At 68.6% G+C, this 25,605-nt stretch carries 24 protein-coding genes; 7 read left to right on the forward strand and 17 right to left on the reverse strand.

Annotated elements, in window-relative coordinates; all coding sequences use genetic code 11:
• Positions 1–10 precede the first annotated feature (10 nt).
• From H5399_RS16250 to H5399_RS16260, 3 genes are read right to left on the reverse strand one after another with little or no spacing between them, the layout of a single operon-like run.
• Positions 11–853, reverse strand: a complete 843-nt coding sequence (locus H5399_RS16250) for a transglutaminase family protein (RefSeq protein WP_220489613.1) — start codon at positions 851–853, stop codon at positions 11–13.
• 22 nt (positions 854–875) lie between these two features.
• Positions 876–1,796 carry an alpha-E domain-containing protein gene (locus H5399_RS16255; RefSeq protein ID WP_182784539.1) on the reverse strand — a complete coding sequence of 307 codons (921 nt, stop codon included), beginning with the start codon at positions 1,794–1,796 and terminating at the stop codon, positions 876–878.
• A complete protein-coding gene (locus tag H5399_RS16260; protein ID WP_182784541.1) occupies positions 1,790–3,358 on the reverse strand; it encodes a circularly permuted type 2 ATP-grasp protein in 1,569 nt (522 codons plus the stop codon). The genes H5399_RS16255 and H5399_RS16260 overlap by 7 nt, the downstream gene beginning before the upstream one ends.
• A gap of 146 nt (positions 3,359–3,504) precedes the next feature.
• Here H5399_RS16260 and dapD point away from each other — a divergent pair, with 146 nt between their 5' ends.
• Complete coding sequence (dapD, locus tag H5399_RS16265; protein ID WP_182784543.1) at positions 3,505–4,437, forward strand: 2,3,4,5-tetrahydropyridine-2,6-dicarboxylate N-succinyltransferase; 933 nt, start codon at positions 3,505–3,507, stop codon at positions 4,435–4,437.
• A complete protein-coding gene (locus H5399_RS16270; protein WP_182784545.1) occupies positions 4,437–5,261 on the forward strand; it encodes a hypothetical protein in 825 nt (274 codons plus the stop codon). The genes dapD and H5399_RS16270 overlap by 1 nt, the downstream gene beginning before the upstream one ends.
• A gap of 3 nt (positions 5,262–5,264) precedes the next feature.
• Here H5399_RS16270 and H5399_RS16275 read toward each other — a convergent pair whose 3' ends face one another.
• The 9 genes from H5399_RS16275 to H5399_RS16315 all read right to left on the reverse strand — a co-directional run bounded on the left by H5399_RS16275 (position 5,265) and on the right by H5399_RS16315 (position 17,531).
• On the reverse strand, positions 5,265–7,193 hold the full coding sequence (locus H5399_RS16275; RefSeq protein WP_182784547.1) for an ABC transporter ATP-binding protein: 1,929 nt from the start codon (positions 7,191–7,193) through the stop codon (positions 5,265–5,267).
• Positions 7,186–9,042, reverse strand: a complete 1,857-nt coding sequence (locus tag H5399_RS16280) for an ABC transporter ATP-binding protein (protein WP_182784548.1) — start codon at positions 9,040–9,042, stop codon at positions 7,186–7,188. Before H5399_RS16280 ends, H5399_RS16275 begins: the two co-directional genes overlap by 8 nt.
• Positions 9,043–9,257: 215 nt before the next feature.
• On the reverse strand, positions 9,258–10,358 hold the full coding sequence (gene dapC / locus H5399_RS16285) for a succinyldiaminopimelate transaminase (protein WP_182784550.1): 1,101 nt from the start codon (positions 10,356–10,358) through the stop codon (positions 9,258–9,260).
• Positions 10,358–10,678, reverse strand: a complete 321-nt coding sequence (gene fdxA, locus H5399_RS16290; RefSeq protein WP_182784552.1) for a ferredoxin — start codon at positions 10,676–10,678, stop codon at positions 10,358–10,360. The genes dapC and fdxA overlap by 1 nt, the downstream gene beginning before the upstream one ends.
• Before the next feature lie 74 nt (positions 10,679–10,752).
• Positions 10,753–12,447, reverse strand: coding sequence for a VanW family protein (locus H5399_RS16295; RefSeq protein WP_182784554.1), 1,695 nt, complete (start codon positions 12,445–12,447; stop codon positions 10,753–10,755).
• Between the two features lie 77 nt (positions 12,448–12,524).
• On the reverse strand, positions 12,525–14,201 hold the full coding sequence (locus H5399_RS16300; RefSeq protein ID WP_182784556.1) for a S49 family peptidase: 1,677 nt from the start codon (positions 14,199–14,201) through the stop codon (positions 12,525–12,527).
• A gap of 77 nt (positions 14,202–14,278) precedes the next feature.
• Positions 14,279–16,333, reverse strand: a complete 2,055-nt coding sequence (tkt, locus tag H5399_RS16305) for a transketolase (protein WP_182784559.1) — start codon at positions 16,331–16,333, stop codon at positions 14,279–14,281.
• Between the two features lie 140 nt (positions 16,334–16,473).
• Positions 16,474–16,983 carry a phosphoribosyltransferase gene (locus H5399_RS16310; RefSeq protein WP_182784561.1) on the reverse strand — a complete coding sequence of 170 codons (510 nt, stop codon included), beginning with the start codon at positions 16,981–16,983 and terminating at the stop codon, positions 16,474–16,476.
• A 41-nt stretch (positions 16,984–17,024) separates the two neighbouring features.
• Complete coding sequence (locus tag H5399_RS16315) at positions 17,025–17,531, reverse strand: GNAT family N-acetyltransferase (protein ID WP_220491074.1); 507 nt, start codon at positions 17,529–17,531, stop codon at positions 17,025–17,027.
• A gap of 53 nt (positions 17,532–17,584) precedes the next feature.
• Between H5399_RS16315 and H5399_RS16320 the strand changes: the two genes are divergently transcribed.
• The 5 genes from H5399_RS16320 (at position 17,585) to H5399_RS16340 (ending at position 22,722) form a co-directional block, all read left to right on the forward strand.
• Positions 17,585–18,394 (forward strand): hypothetical protein, encoded by an 810-nt coding sequence (locus tag H5399_RS16320; RefSeq protein WP_182784565.1) that lies wholly within the window; start codon positions 17,585–17,587, stop codon positions 18,392–18,394.
• Between the two features lie 657 nt (positions 18,395–19,051).
• Positions 19,052–19,708 (forward strand): endonuclease III, encoded by a 657-nt coding sequence (gene nth, locus H5399_RS16325; protein ID WP_220491075.1) that lies wholly within the window; start codon positions 19,052–19,054, stop codon positions 19,706–19,708.
• 206 nt (positions 19,709–19,914) lie between these two features.
• Positions 19,915–20,325, forward strand: coding sequence for a hypothetical protein (locus H5399_RS16330; RefSeq protein WP_182784567.1), 411 nt, complete (start codon positions 19,915–19,917; stop codon positions 20,323–20,325).
• A 212-nt stretch (positions 20,326–20,537) separates the two neighbouring features.
• Positions 20,538–21,254 carry an AAA family ATPase gene (locus H5399_RS16335; protein WP_182784569.1) on the forward strand — a complete coding sequence of 239 codons (717 nt, stop codon included), beginning with the start codon at positions 20,538–20,540 and terminating at the stop codon, positions 21,252–21,254.
• An 895-nt stretch (positions 21,255–22,149) separates the two neighbouring features.
• Complete coding sequence (locus H5399_RS16340; protein WP_182784571.1) at positions 22,150–22,722, forward strand: hypothetical protein; 573 nt, start codon at positions 22,150–22,152, stop codon at positions 22,720–22,722.
• A gap of 33 nt (positions 22,723–22,755) precedes the next feature.
• Here the strand turns inward: H5399_RS16340 and H5399_RS16345 are convergent, their stop codons facing one another.
• The 5 genes from H5399_RS16345 to H5399_RS16365 all read right to left on the reverse strand — a co-directional run bounded on the left by H5399_RS16345 (position 22,756) and on the right by H5399_RS16365 (position 25,397).
• A complete protein-coding gene (locus H5399_RS16345) occupies positions 22,756–23,211 on the reverse strand; it encodes an HIT family protein (RefSeq protein WP_182784573.1) in 456 nt (151 codons plus the stop codon).
• Positions 23,212–23,368: 157 nt separating this feature from the next.
• Entirely contained in the window at positions 23,369–23,614 is a 246-nt protein-coding gene (locus tag H5399_RS16350; RefSeq protein WP_182784575.1) for a CopG family transcriptional regulator, read from the reverse strand.
• Entirely contained in the window at positions 23,598–23,921 is a 324-nt protein-coding gene (locus H5399_RS16355; RefSeq protein ID WP_182784577.1) for a hypothetical protein, read from the reverse strand. The genes H5399_RS16350 and H5399_RS16355 overlap by 17 nt, the downstream gene beginning before the upstream one ends.
• Before the next feature lie 55 nt (positions 23,922–23,976).
• Positions 23,977–24,153, reverse strand: a complete 177-nt coding sequence (locus H5399_RS17665) for a hypothetical protein (protein WP_220491076.1) — start codon at positions 24,151–24,153, stop codon at positions 23,977–23,979.
• Between the two features lie 764 nt (positions 24,154–24,917).
• Complete coding sequence (locus tag H5399_RS16365) at positions 24,918–25,397, reverse strand: hypothetical protein (RefSeq protein ID WP_182784579.1); 480 nt, start codon at positions 25,395–25,397, stop codon at positions 24,918–24,920.
• Between the last annotated feature and the right edge of the window lie 208 nt (positions 25,398–25,605).

The following is a 25,605-nucleotide window of genomic DNA, read 5'->3' on the forward strand; positions in this document are numbered from 1 at the left end:
CGAGGCGGGCTCAGGTGAGCCGGGTCATTTCCACGGAGACGAACATCTCGGATCCGCCGGAGCCGGTGTAGATGCCCTTGAGCGGGGCCACGTCCGTGTAGTCACGCCCGAATCCCACCTCCACGTGGGACCCGCGGGGCACGGTCTGGTTGGTGGGATCGAATCCCAGCCACTCGCCGTCGTAGTACTGGATCCAGGCGTGCGACTCCCCCACCATGGGCACCCCGATCTGGGGATCCTCGAGTTGCACGACGTAGCCGGAGACGTAGCGGGCGGGGATACCGATCGAGCGCAGGGCCCCCAGGGTGAGGTGCGCGATGTCCTGGCACACCCCTGCCCTGTGGTCCCACACCTCGCTGGCCAGCGTGTGCACCTGGGTGACGCCGGGCACGTAGTCCACGTGCTCGCGCAGCCTGCGGGCGAGCTCCACCACGGCCTCGCCGGGGGTGGCCGAGGTGCTGCGCACCTGCTGAGCGATGCGCAGCACCTCGCGGTGCGGCCGCACGGAGCGGGTCTGGGTGAGCACCTCCACGTAGCGGTCCTGCAGGTTCGGGTCCTCGAGCCCTGCCCAGCCCACCGGCTCGGCGTCGGGAGCGACATCGTGGATCTCGACGGTGGACGTGGCCACCACCTTCAGGTCCGAGTGGCGCTCGTGGATCTCGAACGCCACCACAGAGGTGCGCCAGTAGTCGCGGTAGGCATGCGTCCAGGCCACCGGGGTGATGTCGAGCCGGGACGAGAGGACCAGCTGCCGCCGGCTCGTCAGGGGTGTCATCCTGGCCTCGTTGAACGAGTCGGAGGCACCGCCGCCGTAGTTGTAGCCCGTGGTGTGCACGATCCGGTACTGACTCACAGGAGGCTCCTTCGCACGTCGATCACCAGGCTCCTCCGACCCACTCGGCCGCGGCCGAGCCCTCGAAATACCGCGCAGACACCGCTTGCGTGGCCTGCGAGCAGACCACCTGCAGCCTGGCCATCTGCTCGGTCAGATCGAGGAGGATCTCCTCAGCGGGAAGGAACTCCAGGTTGGCGCGGGCGGCGCCGAGCAGGCGCGTGGCCGGGTCGTCGGGCCGGATCCGCTGATTGCCGGGGCCCAGCTGTGACAGCGAGTCCACCGCCGTGTTGAGGGTGTAGATCAGGGATCGGGGGAACAGGCGGTCGAGGATGAGGAACTCGGCGGCGTCGCGGTCCGAGGCAAGCGCCCCGTAGCGCTGCACGAACGCGTGGTGGGCCCCGCAGCCGCTGAGCACGTGGCCCCAGGCGCGCGGGGAGTTACCCACCAGCGACGGCGTGGCGAGGAGCCGGGCCGTCATGTCGATGCGCTCGATGCTCCGGCCCAGAGTCAGGAACAGCCAGCCCTCGTCGTGGCTCATGGTGCCGTCGGCCAGCCCCGCGATGACGGCGCAGCGCTCCCGGACGAACTTCACCATGGAGGCCGGCCGCATCCGCTGCAGCCTGCCCCCGCGGACGGCCAGCCAGGTGGTGTTGATGGACTCCCACACCTCCGTCGAGACCGTTTCGCGGGCCCGGCGGGCGGACTCGCGTGCGCTGCCCAGCGCGGCGAGGAAGCTGATGGGCGAGTTCTCGTCGTAGCACAGCTCCTGCAGCACGTCCGGCTCGTCGTCCTTGGGTTCCTGGCCCATGAGGAGCAGCAGGTCCCGGGCCGCCTGCGCTGGGTAGACGCCGGGATCGTCGAGGCGCTGGTGCAGGTGCACCTCGACGATGCGGCAGGTGTCCTCCGCCCGCTCCAGGTAACGCCCGATCCAGAACAGGGAATCGGCGATCCGGCTCAGCATGGGGCCACCTTCCCGCTCTGCTGCTGCTGTTCGTGTTGGTGTCGGATCACCCGGTTGAGCACCGGCTCGGACATCGGCACTGACGACGGCCTGCGCGGCGGTGCCGGCGCGAGCGGCGGGGCCACCGGGCGGCCGGAGGTCAGCACCCACGTGTCCTTCGACCCGCCCCCTTGCGACGAGTTGACGATCAGCTCCCCCTCGGGCAGCGCCACGCGGGTGAGTCCGCCTGGCAGCACGAAGATGTTGTCTCCGCCGGAGTTGACGACGAACGGGCGCAGGTCCACGTGGCGGGGCTTGAGCTCCCCGTCGATCATGGTGGGCACCGTGGACAGCTGCACCACCGGTTGCGCGATCCAGCCGCGGGCGTCCTTGAGGATCTGGCGCCGCAGCTTGTCCAGCTCCTCCTGCGTGGCGCGGGGGCCGATCACGATGCCCTTGCCGCCCGAGCCGTCCACCGGCTTGACCACCAGCTCCGCCAGCCGGTCCAGCACCTCCTCGCGGGCGGCAGGGTCCTCGAGCCGCCACGTGTCCACGCTGGCCAGGATGGGCTCCTCGCCGAGGTAGAAGCGGATGAGGTCCGGCACATAGGTGTAGACGAGCTTGTCGTCGGCCACACCGTTGCCGACGGCGTTGGCGATGGTCACGTTGCCTGCTCGAGCGGCGTTGAGCAGCCCGGCGCACCCGATGAGGGAGTCCGCCCGGAACACCGCCGGGTCCAGGAACTCGTCGTCGATGCGCCGGTAGATGACGTGCACCGGGCGGAGCCCCCGGGTGGTGCGCAGCGACACGTGGCCACCGTGGGCCACCAGGTCGCGGCCCTCGACCAGCTCGACGCCCATCATGCGGGCCAGCATGGCGTGCTCGAAGTAGGCGGAGTTGTGCACCCCGGGCGTCAGGACCACGACGGTGGGGTCCGCGATGCTCGACGGCGCGGCGGCGCGCAGGGCGGTGAGAAGCTGCGACGGGTAGTCGTCCACCGCCCGGATCCGGTGCTTGGCGGCGATCTCCGGGAGCGCGGCGTGCACGGCGCGGCGGTTGGTCATCACGTAGGACACCCCCGATGGGCTGCGCACGTTGTCCTCCAGCACGCGGAAGATGCCGTCGCGGCCGCGCACCAGGTCGATCCCGGCGATGTGGACCCGCACCCCGTTGGGCGTGGTGACCCCGGCCATGGCGCGGTGGAAGTGCGGGGAGGAGGCCACCACGTGTCGCGGGATCACCCCCTCCACGAAACAGCGACCCTCCGAGTACACGTCGTCGAGGAAGGCGTCCATCGCGCGGACCCGTTGTTTGCTGCCCGCTTCGACGTGGGCGAACTCGTCGGCCTGCAGGATCCGGGGGACGATGTCCAGCGGGAAGGGTCGCTCCTCACCGCCGATGTCGAAAGTCACGCCCTGGTCGATGTAGATGGTGCGCAGGTACTCGGCCCTGGCCCTGACCTCTTCGATGCCGAGCCGGTCCAGACCTTGGGCGATGGTCTGCGCGGCGGCGCGGATGCCGTCGGCGCCGACCATCTCGTCGAAGGCCTCCCCCGGCGGGTAATCGTCGAACAGCGCAGTCATGGGCACAGGTTAGTGGGGCGCAGGCCTCAGGGCACGCCGGATGGGCATCTGTCACACAACCCTTACCTACCTGTTCGCTGACGGACACTCAGCGGGCCCAGAATCGCAGCCGACCCGTGACGTGGTGCGCCACTAGACTTGCCGGCATGACCAACGAGACCCGCACCGCCTGGGCCTGGGGCCTGGCCACCGTCCACACCACCGGGGCCGTCCTCGACGCCTGGTACCCCGAACCTCGGTTGGGCTCGGCCGTCACCGACGAGCCACCGTCGCTGCTGGCCGAGGCGCAGCAGGTCGACGAGATCCGTCAGGTGGAATCCAAGGTGGTCCGGGTCGAGATCAAACTCGACGACCCGCCGGAGACGGTCGAGGACGCGTTTCTGCGGCTTCACCTGCTCAGCGCCCGCCTCGTCGCCCCGCACGGGCTCAACCTCACCGGCATCTTCGGGGTGCTGCCGAACAACGCGTGGACCACGCGCGGACCGGTCCGGGTGGCCGACGTCAACCGCGTGCGCATGCTGCTGCATGCCCGCGGCGAGCAGCTCACCGTCTACGGCGTGGACAAGTTCCCCCGCATGGTGGACTACGTCACCCCGCTGGGGGTGCGGATCGCGGACGCGGACCGGGTCCGTCTCGGCGCCCACCTCGCGGAGGGCACCACCGTGATGCACGAGGGCTTCGTCAACTTCAACGCGGGCACCTTGGGCACCTCTATGGTAGAGGGCAGGATCTCCTCCGGCGTCGTCGTGGCCGACGGCACGGACGTGGGCGGCGGCGCCTCCATCATGGGCACCCTGTCCGGGGGCGGCCAGCAGGTGATCAGCCTCGGGGAGCGGTGCCTGCTGGGCGCCAACTCCGGTGTGGGTATCTCGCTGGGCCATGACTGCGTGGTGGAGGCGGGCCTCTACCTCACGGCCGGCACCAAGGTCACCCTCGAGGACGGCACCGTCGTCAAGGCACGCGAGCTGTCCGGCCAGGACGACCTGCTGTTCCTGCGGGACTCGGTCACCGGCGCGGTGCGCGCGCGGCACCGTCGTGGCTCCAAGGTCTCGCTGAACTCAGACCTGCACGACAACTGATGCGCAGAAGCCTCATCGCGACCCTCCTCACCGTGGCCCTGCTTGCGGGCCTCGCCTTCGGGGGATGGTCGGCCTACCGCTACGTGCAGAAGCGCCTCACTCCGCAGCAGTGCACCGTCTTCTTCGACGGCGGCAGCACCGTGCTGACGGCGGAGCAGGCGCGCAACGCGTCGATCATCGTCGCGGTCTCAGTCGAGCGTGGCCTGCCCGAGCGGGCGGCGGTGATCGCGCTGGCCACGGCCTACCAGGAATCGGACCTGCGCAACCTGGACTACGGGGACCGGGACTCCCTGGGCCTCTTCCAGCAGCGGCCCTCCTACGGGTGGGGCACCGAGGAGGAGATCCTGGATCCCTGGTATTCGTCGGCCCGGTTCTACGAGGAGCTGGTCAAGTTCGACGGCTGGGAGACCGGAGACATCAACGACGTGGCCCAACAGGTGCAGCGCAGCGGCTTCCCCGAGGCCTACCGCCAGCATGTGGAGAAGGCGACGGGGGTGGCTGGCGCCCTGCGGGGGTCGCGGCAGGAATCCATCGCCTGCCTGAGCTTCGAGGACTCCCCCACCCCGGACCCGACGGCGTTCGAGCGCGTGCTCGGGGCGCTCGGCGGCGGCGTGAGTGTCGCGGCGGAGGGCGGCACGCTCACGGTCACGGCCGCAGACGAGACGTCACTCTGGGCGGCGGCGCAGCTCGCCATCGCCAACAGCTACGCCGGGGGCCTCACCTCCGTGGTCGTCGCCGACCGCGAGTGGGTCGCGGCCGAGGCCGCCTGGCGCGATGCCGCCGAGCCCGCCGACGCGGGCACCGCCGTCCTCACCCTCGGCTAGCGGTCAGTTACGCCAGGTCCTCCACAGGTCTGCGTACTGCCCGTCGAGCTCGAGGAGCTCGTGGTGGGAGCCGATCTCGACGATGCGCCCGCCGTCGACCACCGCGATCCGGTCAGCGTCGTGGGCGGTGTGCAGGCGGTGGGCGATCGCGATGACCGCCCTCCCGTCGAGCAGCGCCGCCATCGAGCCCTCCAGATGCCTGGCCGACGAGGGGTCGATGAGCGAGGTGGCCTCGTCCAGCACCAGGGTGTGGGGATCGGCGACGATGAGCCGGGCCAGCGCCACCTGCTGCGCCTGGGCGGGGCTGAGGGGCGTCTTGCCGTGACCCAGCTCGGCGTGCAGACCGCCGGGCAGCTTGGAGACCCACCCCCACGCGTCGACGGCTCGCAGCGCCTGCTCCACCTCGCCGTCGGAGGCGGTGGTCTCGCGCGCCAGCACCACATTGTCGCGGACGGACCCGACGAACACGTGGTGCTCCTGCGTGACCAGGGCCACCTCGGTGCGCAACCGGTCCAGCGGGAGGTCCATGACGTCGACTCCGCCGACGGTCACCTCGCCCAAGCGCGGCCGGTTGATGCCCGCCACCAGTCGTCCCAGGGTGGACTTGCCCGAGCCGGAGGGCCCGACGATCGCCAGTCGCTCCCCGGGCCGGAGATCGACGTCGACGCCGTGCAGGACATCGAAGCCGGCCCGATAGCCGAACCGGAGACCGCTGCCGGTGAGCTTGGCGCCGTCGGGCTGGCCATCGCCGGGGGTCCGGTCGTCCTCCACCTGGGCGACGCCGATGAGGCGGGCGGTGGAGACGAGGCCGAGCTGGAGGTGGTCGAGCACCATGATCACCCGGTCGAGCGGCCCCTGGAGCTGTGCCACGTACAGCGCGGCCGTCGTGATCTGGCCGATCGTCACCCAGCCGTTCGCGTGGCCCCAGGTGCCGAGCAGCACCACGCCCACGAGCGGAAGCTGGAACGATGAGTCCACCATGGCGAAGAGCATGTTGCGCAGCGTCATGGTGTAGCGCTCGGCCTGGGCCGACACCTCAGTGTCCTGGTCCAGCTGTGCCACGCGCAGGTCCCCCAGCGCCAGCGCCTCGACGGTGCGGGCGCCCTCGACCGTCTCGGTGGTCGTGGCGTTGATGACGGAGTAGGACCGGGACTCGGTGATGTAACCGGCGGTGGCCCGCGAGAGGTAGTAGCGTCCCCCCGCCCACATCACCACTGCCGTGAGCAGCATGGGCAGGGTCAGGAGCCAGGAGTTGAGCAGCATCGCGACGAGGGTGGCGCCGATGAGCACCACCGACACGATGAGCGTGGGCAACGCCCATCGCGCCGCGGTGGCCATCTTCGACACGTCCGAGGTGATGCGGGTGAGCAGGTCGCCCGATCCGGAGGACTCCACGTGCCCGAGCGGCAGCCGCAGCACGATGCGCACCACCTCCTCGCGAGCAGCCGCCAGGAGGTCGTAGCCCAGGACCGCGGACGCCCATCGCGCCGCGAAGGTCAGCAGGGCCTGTGCCACGATCACTCCCGCGATGATCATCACCAGTGCGGTGAGCCCCGGCACGTCGAGCCGCCCGCCCGTGACCTGATCGATCAGGCGGCCGAGCATGAAGGGCGCAACCAACCCCGCAGCGGCCGCGGCGCCGTTGAACCCGATCGCCCAGCCGAGCCTGGCCCGGCGGCCCTTCAGCATCCGGCCGAGGAACCCCACGGCCTGGCCCGAGGTGGCCACCGGGAACCCGTGCTCGGGGTTGCGGGCATCGGCGAACACGGCCAGTGCGGTGCTGGTGCGGATGTGGTGTCGCCTGGCCAGCGCGGCCATCCTGGCGCGCAGCCCCGTGCCGCGGGGTACGTCCAGGCCTTCCTGGAGGCGCGGCCCCGACGGCTCGCTGCGCCAGGTGGAGGCGGAGGACTCCGCCAACAGGTGTTCACTCATCGTCATCCTCCATGCCGCGTGCGATGACGCGGTGGTAGTCAGGGTGGGTCCGGAGCTGATCGTGGCTACCCCGGGCGACCTCGCGGCCTCCTGCGAGCACAGCGATCTCGTCGCAGTGGCGCAGCATCAGCGGGGAGGCGGTGACCACCATGGTGGTGCGCCCGCGACGATGCTCGGCCAACCGCTCGGCGATCCGCGCCTCCGTGTGTGCGTCCACCGCAGACGTGGGCTCGACGAGGATGAGGACCTCCGGGTCAAGCACCAGCGCGCGCGCAAGGACGACACGTTGCCGCTGCCCTCCGGACAGACCGCGACCCTTCTCGTCGATCCGGCCCTGCCAGCCCCCCGGCATGGCGTCGTAGATGTCCTCCGCGGAGGCGACGATCAGGGCCCGCTCCGCCTGCTGGCGGCTGTGGGTGCCCCACGGGTCGACGGCGGTCTGAAGGGTGCCCGCGAACAGGCCTGCGCCGGTGTGGGACACGACGACGAGCCTGCGCAGCGCGGCCATGTCGAGGTCCGTGTAATCCACTCCGTCGGCGGTGACGCCCCATGGTCGGGCAGCCAGCTCGGCGTCGGCCTCCGCGCGCCGCGCCCTGGCTGCGAGCCGCTCGCGCCGCGACGCCTTGAGCGCCCGTCCGGTGAGGTCCTCGTCCTCCGACTTCTCGACGGCGGCCTCGGGCAGGTAGCGGCCGAGCCGGTCCGCGAGCGCGGCGGAGGCGTCCGGGTCGGCCGAGACCACCCCGAGCATCCGCCCGGGATGCACGACCACACCGGATTCCTCGTCCCGGAGCACCGGGACACCGGTCAGCTCCTGACCCGAGGCGCGCCAAGGCACATCGGCCCCCAGGAACGACAACGTCTTCTGCGCGGCGACCAGGCCTTGTGCCCACTTTTGCGCAAAATCGAAGAAGGTCTGCATGGGAGAGGTGAGGAAGAGTGCGTACCCGAAGAAGCTGATCAGCTGACCGACGCTGAGCGCCCCCTCCAGCATCTGGCGTGAGCCCAGGTAGACCAGCGCCACCAGGAGGAGGCCCGAGAGCAGGATGCTGATCGCCTCGACAACCGCCTGCCACGTGCCGAGCCGGACCCCCAGCGCACGCACCTTCTGGGACTGGCGCTCGTAGTTGCGGGCGAAGGTGCGCTCCCCGCCGATCCCGCGGAGGATCCGCAGGCCTGTGGCGATGTCCGTGGCCATCGTGGTCAGCGACGAGCTCTCGGTCCGCTCGGCGCTCTGGGCCCTGGTGAGGGGGCGCAGCACCGGGGTCGAGGCGAGCAGAAGCACCGGGGTGGCGACGAGCACGACGGCTCCCAGCGTCGGAGAGGTCGTCAGCATGAGCGCTGAGGCCAGCAGGAAACTGACCGCCGCCGCGATGACATGCCCGAAGGAGTCGATGGTGGCGCCGAACTGGTCGCTGTCCGAGGAGGCCACGCTCAGCACCTCTCCGGTCGGGACGCGGCGGTTGAGGACGTGCCCGAGGTGCACGGACTGCCGCGACACTCGACGCTGGATGCCGTAGATGCCGAGCAACCACATCCGCACGGCGAAGGTGTGGAACATGATGCCGCCGACGACGCCGACCGCGATGACGCCCAGCAGCAACGCGACCCAGCCGAGGGTGGCGGAGCTGTCGCCGCCGACCACGCCGGCGTCGATGGCACGGCCCAGCAGCCAGGGGGTCAGTGCCGCCGGCACCATCCACGACGATGCGGCCAACGTCATGGCAGGCACCACCCAGCCGTAAGAGCGGATCAGCCAGAACAGGAACCGACTGGGAGAGCGCACGTCCGGGCGCGGGTCGGCAGGGATGGCGGGCGGAAAATCGAAGCGCCCGCGCGGCGATGCATGCATGAAGGGGGTCCTGACGTGCGTCGATCAACGACGCGGCAAGGTTGTTGGATGGAGGTGGGGACGCCAGTGCGTCACGAGGGGCTTGTGCCCCGGCGGAGTCAGGTCAGCGGGCGAAGTACGCGCGCGGCCGACCGAGAACCGCAGAGTGGATCAACATCTGCAGCACCTCCTCCGTGTCGACAACAGGGAAACAGTAAGGACATCGCCCGTCCGTGTCAATCCCGAGAGGCCCCCAGGCGCGCGGCTGCCGCCGCGACCCTCTCGTCCGTTCCCGTCAGAGCGACGCGCACATGCCTGGCCGCCGCGACGCCGTAAAAGTCTCCTGGCGCAACCAGGATGCCCCGCTCGGCGAGCCAGGCCACGCTCGCGCGGGAGTCCTCGTCCCGGGTCGCCCACAGGTACAGGGATCCCTCGGAGTGCTCGATCCGGAAACCGGCCGCCTCCAGCGCCGGCTTGAGCGCCGCGCGGCGGGCCAGATAGCGGGCGCGCTGCTCCTCGACGTGGGCCTGGTCCCCCAGCATGGCGACCATCGCGGCCTGGATGGGCGCGGGAACGATCATCCCGAGGTGCTTGCGGGCGGCCACCAGTTGCTGCACCACAGCGGGGTCACCCGCGACGAAGCCCGCGCGGTAGCCGGCGGCGTTGGACCGCTTGGACAGCGAGCCCACCGCGAGCAGGCCGGTGACATCGCCGTCGTTGACGCGCGGGTCCAGCACCGAGAACGGCTCCGCGTCCCACGCGAACTCGCCGTAGCACTCGTCGCTGGCGAGCACCGCGCCGCGCTCCCGCGCAGCCCCCACGAAGGCCCGCATCTCGTCGAGCGACAGGATGCGGCCAGTGGGGTTGGCTGGGGAGTTGATCCAGATCAGCCTGGAGTCCTCGGGGATGCGCGAGGGGTCGTCCAGCGGCACCGCCCGCGACCCTGCGGTCAGCGCGCCCACCTCGTAGGTGGGGTAGGCGCATTCGGGGAACACCACCGCGTGGGATGGGCCGAGGTCCAGCAGCGTCGGAAGCCACCCCACCAGCTCCTTCGTGCCGATGACGGGCAACACGCCCTCATCGGGCAGCGCGACGGCCGCCCAACGGCGCTCCAGGTAGTCAAGGATGGCTCGGCGTGTGGCCGGCGCGCCCCACACTGTGGGGTAGCCCGGCGCGTCAGACGCACTCGCCAAGGCCTCCCGCGCCAGGTGGGGCGTGGGGTCCACGGGGGTGCCGACGGACAGGTCGACGAGGCCGTCGGGGTGCGCAGATGCGGCCCGTTTGGCGTCACTCAGCGTGTCCCAGGGGAAGTCCGGAAGCCGGGCCCCGAGGGCCATCACTCGCCCTGGTGCGGGAGCGCCTCGACGATGGGGTGGTCCTTGGGGATCACGCCGAGCTTGGCGGCGCCGCCAGGCGAGCCGATCTCGTCGAAGAACTGCACGTTGACGTCGTAGAACTGCGCCTGATCCTCCGGCACGTCGTCCTCGTAGTAGATGGCCTCGACTGGGCATACAGGCTCGCAGGCGCCGCAGTCCACGCACTCTTCAGGGTGGATGTAGAGCATGCGATTGCCCTCGTAGATACAGTCCACCGGGCACTCCTCAACGCAGGCGCGGTCCTTCAGATCGACACAGGGCAGACCGATGATGTACGTCACGTTTCACTCCTTCAAGGGCGGACGTGGACAGCTTAGCGTGCCGCGCCGGGGGGCGGATGGCTCGTACCGATCCCTCAGCCGCAGGTGATCCGGTCCCCGGCGCTGTACTTCCACGAGTAGTTCTCCCGCTTGACCACCTCTGAGCCCTGGTAGAACAGGCGCTGCCAGGTGACGGTGAAGCCCTGAATCGGGGCCTGCGGCTCACACGGGGTCTCGGTGACCACTCGCTCGGCGCCGGTGTAGAAGCCGGACTTCACCAGTTCGGTGGACTCCACCTTGGTGTAGGTGCGCTGGGACCAGATTCTGAAGGTGATGGTGCCACGGCTTCCCGAGCTCGCCTTCGTCACGCTGCCCTGGATGATTGCCGGGTACTTGGTGTCGTTCCGGAACCTCATGTCCAGGACGCCGTAGTAGATGGTGGCCTCACGGCCTGCCGGGTACCGGTCGAAGTAGAGGCTGTGGGGCTTGTGCTCCACATCCTCGTACCCGGCGAAGAAGCCGGCGTTGTACAAGGTGGTGGCGGCCTGCGAGATGCCGCCGCCGGCCTCCTTGACCAGCCGCCCACCGTTGATGACGTAGCCATCGACGTAGCCGTTGGCCGCGGTGCGCGGTCCGAGCGTGTCGTTGAGTGAGAAGATCTCGCCGGGGAGAACCACAGTGCCGTTGACGGAGTTTGCGGCCTGGCTGAGGTTGGTGTTGCGGTATTCCGCGTAGGGGAACCGGGTGGAGTATTCGCCGATCACCTCCGTCGGCGCCAAAGCCTCCGCCTCGGCGGTGGTGAACTCGGGCTCCTCGACGGTGACGGTGGCCGCGAAGGTGCGGGCCTCCCCGGTTGCCGTGGCCGCCGTCTTGACGGCCTCGACGAACGCCTCCAACTCCAGGGTCTCCCCCGTCACCGCGGGCACCACGACTGGCGCGCCGGTGGTGAACCGGTACCCGGCGTCCTTGGCTGTGTTCAGGCCCAGCGCCTTCTCCGCGCCCTCCGCCACAGCAGAGAGGGCCTCGCCGTCGATCACCGGCACCAGTTTTCCGTCCGTGACGGTGAACGTGGTCACGCCGGCGATTGCGGCGGGCGCGATCTCCATCGAAGCGGTCTTGTGGGTCACCGTGACGGGCCCACTGAGGATGGGCTCGGCGTAGGCGGTGACGGCCTCGTCGACCATGGCGTCAGTGACGGCCGGGGGCTGTGCGGCGGTGGCCGCCTCGGCGGTGTCCTGGCTGGCCAGGAAGGCGCCCTCGACGGCGTCGGCCGTGGCGTCCACGTCGAGTTGCTGCCCCTCGACCGCCTCGGTGCGCGCCACTTCGCCGTCCGAGAAGGCGAGTGTGGCGTCCACACCGTCGACGGCGAAGCGGTCGGCGACCGCAGCGACACCGTCGGTCAGCGCCTCCTCATCGACGACACGCACCAGCGCGATCTCCTCACCGCCGGCCAGGGTGGCCAGGATCTCGGCCGGGTTCCAGCTGAACCCGCCGCCCGCCTCGCGGACGGTGGCCTCGAAATCTGCCGAGAGCCCGATCGAGGCCGGCTCCAGGGGGACTGACACGTCGCCGGCGGTGAGCGCTATGGGCGCCTCGACCGCCGGGCCGAGCTCGCTGCGGAGCGTCTCGGCCGCCTGCTCCGGAGACATGCCGCCGATGGCCACGCCCTCCACCGACGCCCTGACGGGCACCTGGTTTCCCGCGACGAAGTAGGACGCGACGTAGACGCCACCCAACACCACCACGGCCCCGGTCCCGACACCGATGGCAATCTTTGTCGCTCTCTTCACATCCACCCCTCAGTGGCGGCATAAACGCCGCGCAGTACACCATGGTACGAAACCGCCGACGGCAGCCCCAAATGCCGCTACCGCACGCGCAGGGCCCAGGGCAGGCTGAGTGCCCCGTGACCGTGCAGACCGGCCTGCGCGGCCAGCCCGGCGAGGATGCCCTCCGCGTCAGGAAGACCCATACCGCCGGCCGCGGCCTCGCTGGAGGTGGCCGGCTTGATCAGCGCGAGCACCCCGGACTCCCCCAGGTGCGTGAGCTTGATCCCGTCGCGATCGAGGCCCGCCAACGCGCAGGCCCGCTCCACCGCGAGCGCCCTACCGCCGATGTGGTCCACCAGGCCCCGCTCCTTGGCGTCTGCCCCGGTCCAGACCCGCCCGCGGGCGAGCGATTCGAGCTGGGCATACTCCATGCCCCGGTCCTGCGCCGCGAAGGTGGTGAAGTCCAGGTAGACGCGGTCGAGCCAAGCGTTGAGGCGCTCCCAGTCCGCGTCGGAGAAGCGGGAGGCGGATGAGAGGAAGCCGGCGCTTTCGCCGATCGGGAGCGCCTCCCGGATCAATCCGAGCTTGTCGTAAAGGCCTTGAGTCACCATCTTGCCGCCCAGGACGCCGATGGAGCCGGTCAGTGTTGAGGCGTGCGCGACGATCTCGTCGGCGGGCATCGACACGTAGTATCCCCCGGAGGCGGCGAAGTGGCCCATCTGGGCCACCACCGGCTTGCCCGCCTCACGGAGCCGGAGGACTGACCGCCGGATGAAGTCAGACGCCACCGCCGAACCGCCGGGCGATTCGACGTCGAAGATCACCGCCTTGACGTCATCGTCGCGCAGGGCGGCACGGAGGTGCTCGTCGATCACGTCCGCCCCGGCCTGCTCGCCGCCCAGGGGGCTGCGCTGGCCGCGGCCGGTCACGATGGCGCCGCGGAGGGTGACCACCGCCACCTTGGGCTGGCCCATCCGGAGCTTCCGCTTGAGCGCCGCCTTCGAGGTGTAGCGGTGGGCGAACAGGAGGTGCTCCGGCTCCGCTCCCCAGGCGCCCAGCGTCGCTGCGTAGGCCTCGTCCCGGTAGCCGATCCGATCGATGAGGCCGAGCTCGAGGGCCCGTTCCGGCGTCACTGGGGCTCCGTTGACGCCCTCCCAGACCTGTTCCGCGCTCAGCCCGCGACGGCGGGCCACCGCGGTGACGATCTCGTCGACCAGCGACTGCCCGAGCCGCTGCACCATCTCGCGGTTGGCCTCGGTGACGTGGTCTGCCGCGTAGCTGTCCGCGGCGGTCTTGTACTCGTGGCGCTGCCCGAACTGCGGCTCCACGCCCACTTTCTCCAACAACCCGCGCATGAGCGTGATGGTGAGCTCCACGCCGTGGATGCTGAGCATGCCGGTGGGCTGCACCCAGATCTCGTCGGCGGCGACGGCGAGCCGGTAGGCGGCGAGGCCGCCGCTGAGCTCGCCGAAGGACTCGGCCCAGGCCACCGTCGGCTTCTTCTCCCCGAAGGCCTCCACGAGGCCCGCGATCTCCTCGACGTGGGCGAGGAGGGTCTGGGAGGGGACCGCGTGGACGATGAGGCCCACGACCCGGGGGTCCTCAGCAGCGTCCGCGAGGTGTTGGCGCAGCGCCCCGAGCGTGGCGCTGTTGATGAGTTGGATGGCCTGCATCGGGTTGGTGGGCTTGGTCACCAACACGCCGCGGGCCATGTCGAGTTCCAGCACGATCGTCTTGTCGCCGATGACCTTGCCCACAACGTCCTTGATGCCCATGCCGCCCAGCATAGACGCCGCCGGCGGCGCCCCCTCGGGTGAGGGAGCGCCGCCGGCGGGAGGTGCAGGTGTCCTCGTCAGAGGACCGACTTGGCGGTGGCTACCACGTTGGCGACGGTGAAGCCGAACTCCTCGAAGCACTTGCTGCCCGAGGCCGAGGCCCCGAAGTGCTCGATGCTGACCGAGGCGCCCTTGGCGCCCAGGTACTTCGACCACCCCATGGCGATGCCGGCCTCGATGCTGACCCGCGCGGTGACGGCGGCGGGCAGGACGGACTCCTTGTACTCGGGCGTCTGCTCGTCGAACCATTCCTGGCAGGGCACGGACACCACGCGGGTGGCGATGCCTTCAGCCTGCAGCGCGTCCTGCGAGGCCAGCGCCAGTTCCACCTCGGAGCCGGAGGCCAGCAGGATGACGGCTGCCTCCCCGTCGGCTTCGCTCACCACGTAGGCGCCGTTGGCGACGCCCTCCGCGGAGGCGAACTTCTCGCCGCGCGGGATGGTGCGGAGGTCCTGGCGGGACAGGATGATGCCGGCAGGGCGGTCGGCGCGGCGCAGCACCTCGCCCCACGCCACGGCGGTCTCGTTGGCGTCCGAGGGACGAACGACGTCGAGACCGGGGATGGCGCGCAGCGAGGCGAGGTGCTCGATGGGCTGGTGGGTGGGGCCGTCTTCGCCGACCCCGACCGAATCGTGGCTCCAGACGAAGATCGTCGGGACCTGCATGATGGCGGCGAGACGCACGGCCGGCCGCATGTAGTCCGCGAACACCAGGAAGGTGCCGCCGTAGGCGCGGGTGAGGCCCGAGAGGTTGATGCCGTTGAGGATGCCGCCCATGGCGTGCTCGCGGATGCCGAAGTGAAGCGTCCGGCCGTACTTGTGGCCGGGCCAGTCGTGCGTGGCGCGCTCCTCGGGCAGGAAGCTGGGCTCGCCCTTCATCGTCGTGTTGTTCGAGCCCGCGAGGTCGGCGGAGCCGCCCCACAGCTCGGGCAGCTGGGGCGCCAGGGCCGAGAGCACCTCGCCGGAGGCGGCGCGGGTGGACTTCTTGCCCTCCTCGAACACCGGAAGGCTCAGGTCCTCCGGCAGCTTGCGGGCAGCGGCGCGCTCCAGCAGCGCCACGCGCTCCGGGTTGGCCGCGGACCAGGCCGCGAACTTCTCGTCCCAGGCAGCGCGGGCCGCACGGCCCCGCTCGGCTGCGTTGGCGCGGGCGTAGTCCACGATCGACTGGTCGACCGCGAACGGCTCCTGCTCGAACTTCAGCGCGTCCTTCAGGGCTGCGATCTCGTCGCCGCCGATCTTCGAGCCGTGCACGGCGTGCATGCCCTGCTTGTTGGGCAGCGGCCATCCGATGACGGTGGTCAGCTTGATGAAGCTCGGCTTGTCGGTGACGGCCTTGGCCGCCTCGATGGCCGCATACAGGGCGTCCATGTCCTCGACGTACTCGGTGCCGCCGTTGGTCCAGTCCACGCTCTGCACGTGCCAGCCGTACGCCTCGTAGCGGGCGTTGACGTCCTCGGTGAACGAGATGTCGGTCTCACCCTCGATGGTGATCCGGTTGTCGTCGTAGATGAGGGTGAGGTTGCCCAGGTTCTGGGTGCCGGCCAGGGACGAAGCCTCGGACGAGAGGCCCTCCTGGAGGCAGCCGTCGCCGGCGATGACGTAGATCTGGCGGTCGAACACGGACTCACCCTGGGGCGCCTCCGGGTCGAAGAGACCTCGCTCGCGGCGGGCGGCCATGGCCATCCCGACGGCGTTGGAGATGCCTGCGCCGAGGGGGCCGGTGGTGCACTCGACGAACTTGGTGTGGTGGTACTCCGGGTGGCCGGGGGTCTTGGAGCCCCAGGTGCGCAGGGACTTGAGGTCCTCGAGCTCGAGGCCGAGGCCGCCCAGGTACAGCTGCGTGTACTGCGTCAGCGACGCGTGCCCGGCGGACAGGACGAAACGGTCGCGGCCGAGCCACAGGTCGTCGGAGGGGTCCGTGTTCATGACCTTCTGGTAGAGCAGGTAGGCCACCGGTGCCAGCGAGATCGGGGTGCCGGGGTGTCCGTTGCCGACCTTCTCTACGGCGTCGGCTGCGAGGATGCGGGCGGTGTCGACGGCCCGTGTGTCCTGTTCGGTCCACTCAAGAGTCACGTTTTTCGGTTCCTAACTGATCTGCGACGACCGAGCAAGGCGCCGCGCGAATGTGCGTGACCAGACTATCCTGCGCGGTCGCGCGGGCTGCCAGGGTTCCCACCTGTTGCCGTGGCGCGCAGGAAAGGTTGGGCAGATGCTCAGCGCGGGCCCTCGCCGATGACCGGCGGCTCGGCGGACCAGGGGAACACGATCCACTCGTCGGTGTGCTTCCACACGTGGTCCGGCTCGAGGAGTGTCCCGGACTTCGCGTACAGCACCGCGCTGCGCACGTCCGCCCCGAAGCCGCGCAGCAGCTTGATGACCAGGCCGAGCGTGCGGCCGGAGTCCGCCACGTCGTCGACCACAAGGATCCGCTTGCCCGCGATCGAGGCGGTGTCCAGCATGGGCGCCAGCAGGATGGGGTCAGGGAGTGTCTGGTCCACGTCGGTATAGAACTCCACGTTGATCACGTCGGTGAGCTTCACGCCGAGTGCGTAGGTGAGGCCGCCGGCCACCGGCATGCCCCCACGCGCCACGGCCACGATGATCGAGGGCTGGAACCCGGAGTCGGCCACCATGCCGGCGAGCTCACGCTGGGCGGCGCCGAAGCCCTCCCAGGTGAGGATCTCCTTGTGGGCGAGGTTGGTCGCGTCAGCGTGGTAGGCCATGGCGTCCATGCTAACGGGGCCCCTGCGCATCCACGGGAGGCTCAGGGGTGCGCCTCGCCGAGCACCAAGGTGACGAAGACCACGTCCAGCCAGCGGTCGAACTTGCGGCCCACCTGCGGCAGTCGCCCCGACTCGGTGAACCCGAGCTTGCGGTGGAACGTGAGGGACTCCTCATTGGCGCCATCGACCACGCCCACCATGACGTGCACCCCCCGCCCACGGGCGTAGTCGATCAGGGCCAGCATCAGCATCCGGCCGGCCCCCGCGGCGCGACGGCCCGAACGGATGTAGACGCTGTGCTCGACCGTGTGGGCGTAGCCGGCCAGCGGGCGGAACTGCGCATAGCTGGCATACCCGACCACCTCGTCGCCGTCCTCCAGGACCAACACCGGATATCCGGAGGCGGTCAGGCGCTCCCACCAGGCGCGGCGGTCGTCGAGGCTGACGGGATCGAGTGCGTAGGAGGCGGTGGTCCCGACGCCGGCCTCGTTGTAGATGTCGGTGATGGCCGGCAGGTCTCGGGGCTGGGCGGGACGGATCGTCGGCATGAGCCACATCGTATGGGCTCACGGGCGGGTCCCGCGAGGGTAGCGTGGCCGGCATGACCATCCACCAGGTGCACGGGGCGTGGGGACGCGGGAGCCTCACAACGGTGGGCGGCTGCGTGCTGTCGTGGGCACCGTCGGGCCGAGGCGAGGTGCTGTGGATGGCAGAGGAGGCGCAGCCACAGATCGGGTGGATGTGGCACGGCGGCATCCCTGTGTGCGCGCCGTGGTTCGGCACCGGCCGGGGCGAGTTCCCCGTGCCCTACCCGCATGGGCTCGTCGCCCGCGCGCCTTGGGTGCTGGATCTGCTGGAGCAGAGCGACGACGGCGCCCGCGCTGTCCTCACGGTGGAGCCCGCGGCGATCGAGCACCTGCCGGGCGCGGAGCTCTATCCTCCGGACCTCGGCTACCGGCTGGACGTCCACATGGACCGCCACAGGCTCACAGCCGCCCTGGAGGTCTCCAGCCCGACGCGCGACGTGGTGGTGGATGTGGCACTGCACCCGTACTTCGCCGTCGACGCCCGGCGCGCCTCGGTTGAAGGGCTGGAGGGGGTGCCGTTCCGGGACTTCGCGGCCGACGCCAGGCCCACCTCAGAACATGCGCCGATCGCGCTGGGGCGGCACGTGGATCGCGTGTATGTCGGCGCGCCGGCGGTGACGCTCAGTGACCCGGCGGGCAGCATGCGGCTCTCAGCCGACGGAGCGTCCAACGTGATCGTCTGGAACCCAGGCCCCGGCGGCTCGCAGGTCTCCGGCGACCAGTGGTCCGAGTTCGTCTGCGTTGAGTACGGCTGCGTGCAGGGAGACGCGGTGTCGATCCCGGCGGGCGGCCGTCACACCGTTGCCATGCACGTCGAGGTGTGAGCTGTCGAGCGAAGATCTACTTTCCAGGCATGCCCGGCATGCTAGCTCGAACGGCTCGCTGGCTGTGAGGCGCAGGATCGCCTGACCCAGGCCACTTTCCGTTGCCTGAGGTCGAGGAGCGCAGACACGAGCCTCGGAAACGCGGGTTGACGATGTCACGTTCGTGGGGCTTCCGGGCCGCTCCGCGGCACCTCAGCAAGCGGGACGGCCCCTGGTCTCACCGGCGAAGGGACCAAGCGGTAGGTCTGGTACCGACTACGACATCAGACCTGCCGAATAGTCGCCGCCGACTGCCATGGGACGCACCAAACAACGCGTCGCGCCTTCACGGAACATCCGAGCATCGGGGCACGCCTCCGCGGACAGGGCCACACGCCACCGCCAGGTGCCGAAGCCGAGGGCGCGGAACCGTGCCCACAGTGGCACCCACTGGTCTGCCTCCTGAGCGTGGGAGGCGGCACTGGCGTCCCGCCTCCGCGGACCCTGGGATCCAGTGCTTCTCCACGCCCGGCCTCGCACGCGAGCCGGCTGGTGGAGCCCTGCCCCAGCCGGGTAGTGTCCAGAGGCACACCAAAAAGCGGTGTCGACATCCCTCGATACGGCTCCCATGTTTTGCCTCGAGCGGGCATCCCAACCTCTTCCAGCTTGGAGGCCCTCGTGAAACAGCCCGGCACCGTCGAGAAGATCTACGAGATCTTGTCCGGGACCTATCCCATCTACGCCGAGTCCGACGACGAGTGGATGACGAACGGGCTGTCCGACAACTCGTTCCGCAGCACCGTGTCGGTCGCGCTGTCGACCATGACCAGCTCGCCGCGCTGCATCAAGGCCGCCGTCGCCCTTTACAAGAAGGTTGACTCGTTCGCCGGGCTGGCCGCGATGGACGACGACGACCTGCGCGAGACGATCCGCTCGGTCGCGCACTACAACCGCAAGACCAAGACTTTGAAGGCGATGGCCCGACAGATCCTCGACGAACACGGCGGTGAGGTCCCCGCGACCCGCGAGGAGCTGATGGCGCTTCCCGGCATCGGCCGCAAGTGCACCGACATTCTGATGAACACCCTGCATGCCGCACCCACCATCGCCGTCGACACCCACGTCAAGCGCCTCGTGCAACGCCTCGGCCTCGTCGACGCCAGCTTGTCCGCGGAGCAGACCGTCGACCCACTCACCGAGGCCACCCCCGTGTGCTACCGCCAGCATGCCCACGAGTGGCTGATCCAGCACGGCATGAAGGTCTGCGTCGCGCGCACCCCCAGGTGCGGCGACTGCCCTCTCACCGCTCAGTGCGACTACTACAGCGCTAGCTGAGCAGGTGAACGCCCGCAACAGGGACGCTGCTGAGGTGCTTGGCCGGGCCGAAGACATAAGCAGGAGAACAACTAGCTCATCTCGGCAGGATCGAACGCGCTGGCTGCGGCAGTTCCGGACGTTTCCCAACCTGCCCGCAACCCCCGTTTGCGGCCGGTAACATCTACTCTCCACAGAGACCTGCGAGAACGTCGAGGTGATGCCGCATGACCACCTACTTCATGGTGGGGACGATCCACGGGGGTTGGCATGGCCACGGAGCGCGGGAGATGCTCGACGACTGGATCGAAGCGGGTGAGTGGGTCTTGGGCTGGCACGACATGGAATCGGACCCGAGCTACCGAAAGCAGGCCCCGAACCTCGACCTCATGGAGCCCGGCGACGTGCTCGTCGCGAAGCAGATGAACAACGACTTCACCACGATGCTCGTCAAAGCCATCGGAGTCGTGACAGAGCCTGCAACCGACGGACACCGGGTCGGTGTGGATTGGGTGCGCGACTTTCGATCAGCACCCGTCACGCTTCCGTCGTCGTACCGCCAAACCTTGACCAGGGTTTCCGACACACCTGCATCGAGAACGCTTATCAAGGACCACATTCTCCCGCTGATGTGTTGAGTGGCTGGCTTCTGCCTGCTACCCCCGGCGTCACGGTGTGTCTCTAGCGCCGGGCCCGTCAGCCACGCATGACAGTGCGGCGAACGCTCGTGCGTGATCCGAGTCGCGCAGGCCTGCTTCTCGGCACGTTCGACCGCGAAGCCTGCGGCAGATCCGCGCGTTCGGTATCACCACTTCGCAGAGGTGTCACGGTCGCGCTCTAGCCTGAGACTGTGACCGCTTTCAGTTCATTGCCCGTCCGCGAGGTGGTCGGTGACCCCGGGGAGGATGATCACGGCTGGCCATTCACCATGGGCGCAGTCAGGCAACTGCTGCGCGACGGACTGGAGCTGTCCGAGCTGACGATCCTGGTCGGAGAGAACGGGGTCGGGAAGTCAACCATCATCGAAGCAATCGCCATGGCATACGGCCTGAGCCCCGAGGGCGGCAGCACACACCTAAGGCCCTCGGAGCGCCCCACCGAGTCGCCGCTGCACGAACGGATCCGACTGGTGCGCGGCCTGTCCCGTTCCCGCTGGGGATACTTCCTGCGCGCCGAGACCATGCACGGACTGCTCACTTTCCTCGAGCAGAACCCGGGAGCCGACGGTCGCTACCACGAGCGCTCGCACGGCCAGGCGTTCACCGAGCTCCTCGACACCAAGCTGGTACACCTGTCCCGCAGGGGCGGGTTCCTGGTGCTCGACGAGCCCGAGGCCGGGCTCTCGTTCATGACCCAGATCAAACTGGCCAACCTCCTGGCGGAACTGCGCGACGACGGCATCCAGGTGCTGATGGCCACCCACTCCCCGATCCTCACCGCCACCCCAGGCGCCCGGATCGTCGAACTAGACGACGACGGACTCCACACCCGTGCCTGGAAAGACCTGATGACCGTGGCGCTGTACCAGCGGTTCCTCGCCGACCCCGGCTACTTCGGCCTGGAATGAGCACGCGCCACCGCGGAAGAGCCATCCGCTCCAGACGCGGCAGATCCGGTAGTTGTTCATCGCGTGTGGGCCGGAGTTGCGCGTGGTTTCGCAAGTGACAACCATCTTCGCCGGGTGGCTCCACGCTAGGCCCTGCTCCCCTGGAATACTGCCTGAGTGTGGGTAATGGCACGAGGCCTGTGATGGCGAGCCGGCGGCGAGGTTCGCCGAGACACGCCTTGCTTGGCGAGCCGGGGCAGCCGCGACATGTGAGGTTTGGGGCGTGGTTGAGGCTGTTTCTCCTCGGCCACGGGCGAGACCTGCTCAGTTGGCCGATCAGCTGCCTCCTCGTCGGCGTGGTCGTGGTCATTCCCTGGGGCCTGGCCGAACGGCAGGCGTACCTGACCGCCGCTGAGCTTTCCCAGGCCGGACACACCTCCTCAGCCGTTGCATGCGGAGCGAGGTACGGGAGGGGCGCTGAGTTGGCCGTCCGCGTCACCATCCCCGAAGCTCCAGAGCTCGTCACGCTGATCTACCCGACCATTGGACCCGTACTTGGTCTGGCCCCCATCCCGTGGGCAATGTGCGGCGACCCGTACACGACTCCCTTTGACGTCGTTGTTCTCACGCGACCAGATGGGCAGGTGAGCGCCATGGCAGCCCGAGACCTCCCTGATTCGCAGTCACTGATGATGTGGCCCTGGATCGTGGGCATCGGTATCGCTCTCATTTCCGCGGCGCCGGTGTGGGCCGTCTGGGCATGGCACCTTCTCCGATGGCCAAAACCATAGCGACGCACTCGCCAGCGTCGGGCGCCACCGTTTCCGCGACACCGTGCATCAGAGACTGTGCCAACATCTCGCCACGCGCGTGGGAGTGAGTGTGCTTGGCAGCTTCTTGAGCCATGCTCGGTACCGTGACACGTGATGAGCTCATCGTGGCTGGCTGGGTGCCAGTCCGTGAGATACCGACTCCCAAGCTTCTTGGCCAGACGCTCCCTGCACGCATGTTGACGATCAGTTCCTGCCTGCAGGAGGACGACGTTCCCAGGCCAGAACCATGGCTGGGTCCCTGGTTCCAGGACCCCGACGATGCGAAGCAAGCGGCGGCCGGAACAGCCGGCCAGCTGCCCACGATCGTCACGGTGGCCATGCATCCTCACGATGCAGAGGAACTGATGGCCCAGTGGGACGCTGAACACTCGCCGTGGTTCAACCTTCTCCGCCAAGGTAGGCCGCTGACACGCGAGGCGAAGATCCTGGGTTACGAAGTCGTCGGCGCAGAGGAGTACCTCCACTTTCACTCTTGGCACTGCCACGGATACGCCGACGAGGTACACACGGCACTCGGCGTCAGGACGAACAGCAAGAGCCTGATCCCGAACTATGCCGCGGCGCGATCCGTCCTGAGATGGATGCTCACTCGGCCCTACACTGAGGCGCCAAAGCAAGTTCCGTGGACCGTCGTGGCCTTGGCAGCCGAGGAGTGAAGTTGTGCACCGTCACCGCGGCATGAGCGCAAGTCACCAGTGGTTTGTAGACGTCATGGCGTGCTTGATTTCTTGCGCGTCGTTGTCGAGGAGTGGCCGCTCGCGTTCCTGCGTCTCGGGATTGATGGTCCAGCCGTCGCCCGTGTACCGGGGAATGATGTGAAGGTGGAAGTGGAAGACCGATTGGAACGCGGCTTCGCCGTCACAGACGAGGACATTGATCCCCTCACAGCCCAGGCTTGAGCGTCGCAGAGCTCGGGCGATCTCATGGCCCACGGACCAGATGTGAGCACTCGTGAGTCCGTCGAGGTCTTCGAGGCCCACCACGTGCTGGCGGGGCACGACGAGAAGGTGGCCACGCGTGACGGGGTAGCGGTCCATGAAGGCCACGACGCTCTCGTCCTCGTACACCACGCTGGCCTCGTCCTGACGGGCCGCAATGGCGCAGAAGATGCAGATCTGCGCCGCCGATGTCGCATTCTGTGTCATTCCGCAATAGTCCCAGTTCGCCCACACGCGCGAGCCACCTGATGCCGAGCCAGCTCTCGATCTCACGCTTCTCGGCGCGCCCACCCTGGCCGTGACAGATGATGTGGCCGCGATCAGCCGGAGGCTATTGTCCGCGGCGCGGCAGATCCGGATGGCTTCAGGCGGTCTTGTCCTGGTTGAGTCGGTCGAGGATCCAGGAACGCACCAGGGTCGACGGTGGAAGGTGCTGGGCATCGGCGGCCTGCTGCACCCGGGCCTGCTCGTCTTCGCTGAGCCGGATCGAGTACACCTTCGTCCGGTTCGGGCGGGACGGTCGCGCCCCCTCCGGGTAGTCGTTCTCGCGGGTTCTCTCAGAGTCATCTCGCAGCCGAGCCGCCAGCGCAGGGTCAATTGTCTTTGCCATGTCTAGTTCCCTCTCGATAGAACCTCAGATCGGCACCGGTTGCCGGCCACGCATTGATCCCGTGCAGATCTCCATCAGCGTCTCGGAACGCGATGACCACCAGCACTCTGCCGGCAGCCGTGGAGTAGCCGATGAATCGAGAAGCACCCATCCGTGACTTCGGGTCCGGTTCGAACGCTGCGAGGTCGGGGTCATCCATCACCTCCTGCGCCCAGTTCGGTTCGACGCCACCCCCGCCGGGGTAACGGTCGCCGCGATTTCGGATGTACGCCGCGGACTCGTCGTCCCAGTTGAGTTCCTCTCCCACGTCGCCCAGTGTACCTTGCGTCGGACAATGTAGTACGAACCGGGTTCGTGGCATGTCAGGTGCCGGAGGCCATGTAGGCGGCGAGGATGTAGTTGGGATGCCTGTCGAGGTTCTTGCGGGCGCGGTCGTAGCGCATGGTGGTTCTGGGGCCTGCGTGTCGGGCGGCGATCTGAGAGCCGCGACGGTTGAGCAGAATCGGCCCCTCCGCTCGTCCCGCGACGAACCTTGCCACCCTTGCCGTGAACCTTCAGCACGCGGTGACCATGCTCCTCACCGAGGTCTTGGATGTTGGCACCGCATGCTTCGAAGATCCGGAGTCCGAGCAGTCCCAGCATCACCACCAAGGCGAAGTCGTTGACGTTAGCCGACAGCCGTGAGGCGCTGAGCATGGCCTCGAACTGAAGGTGCGAAAGTCCCAGAGTCGGGGACTCCGGCGGCACGTTGGGGCGCCTGACGTAGTCAGCAGGCGAGGCCGCGAGGACTTGGTCGATAACGCAGGTGCGATAGAAGCCTGCCATCACCGTGACCCGACGGCTCACGGTCGAGGGCTGGAAGTGTCGCACTTCCTGCATCCAGCGCACATACAACTCGATCTGCGCCCGACTAGCCTCCAACGGCTCCAGCACCCGCTCGCAGCACCACACCAGATACGCGCGAAGGTCCGACTCAGTATGGACTCGGGTCTGCCCACGGTACCGAGCCAAGTACGCGGCCACCGCCCTGACGAGCGGATCAGTGGCGCGTCGATGAGCACAGGAAACAGCACAGGGTCAGGACTGGTCATGGCCAGATTCTGCGCCGCCAAGCCCCCTACCTACAGTGCGAATCCAATCGCAGCGCACTGAGGGCGGCAGATCAGTGCGTTTGCACGAGCAACTCCGCACTTGGCATGTGGCAACCGCCTATCGCGCTCGGCGCGACAATGGACGGCGGCGCCAGGAAGGCTTCGGGGAGGGTCGAGCGGGGGGTCGTTGCCTGAACTCGTGACCCAGGAGGTCAGTGATCCCCTGGAGCTGAACCGCCGCGGGTCAGTAGCCCGATGACAGACACAGCGATCAGAAAGGAGCCCACCAGTGCAACGAAATCGAGAGTCCCGCCCCAGATCAACGACAGGAACTGCAACGGCTGCGAAAGTGTGGGGGCCGTGGTGAAGACGAACCAGTTCGGGACGGCGGTCCCGATCACGGCAAGGAACCCCAACAGCCCGCCCAGAACAAGGCCACGGCGATGTGTTCTGGCCACTGGTCCTGGCCAGAATCCGAGGATGCCGGCGCTGAACACCGCCGCACCAGCGAGCAAGATCCAGAAGACGGCGTGCAGGACGGCGTCCGTCAGAGCCCAGCCTGGTCCACCCTGAAGCAGCGTCCTGACCACCCAGGTAGCGATCGCCGCAACGCCACAAGAGGCGCCCACAACGCCCAAGGGGACCAGTTTCTTGGCTTGCTCTGCAACCGTCGACGTCGACCGTGTTTCCATGACAGAACCCTAGAGTGCCTTCGGGTCAGTCCTCCATGTGAACATGCAGTGCTGGAGGAGCCGACCCTGAGCAAGGGACTAAGCCTCGATCCACCGACCGATGAGAGCCTGTGTGCTGCGTGACGGGTTTTCGACTGTGCCCGTGCGGTTCTGGCTGGTGGTGCCGGGTTTCTGGTGTGAGGGTGTGAAGGGGCATCGGACCTTGCTG

The organism is Tessaracoccus sp. MC1627 (genome assembly GCF_014164725.1).
In the GTDB taxonomy this organism is placed as follows: domain Bacteria; phylum Actinomycetota; class Actinomycetes; order Propionibacteriales; family Propionibacteriaceae; genus Arachnia.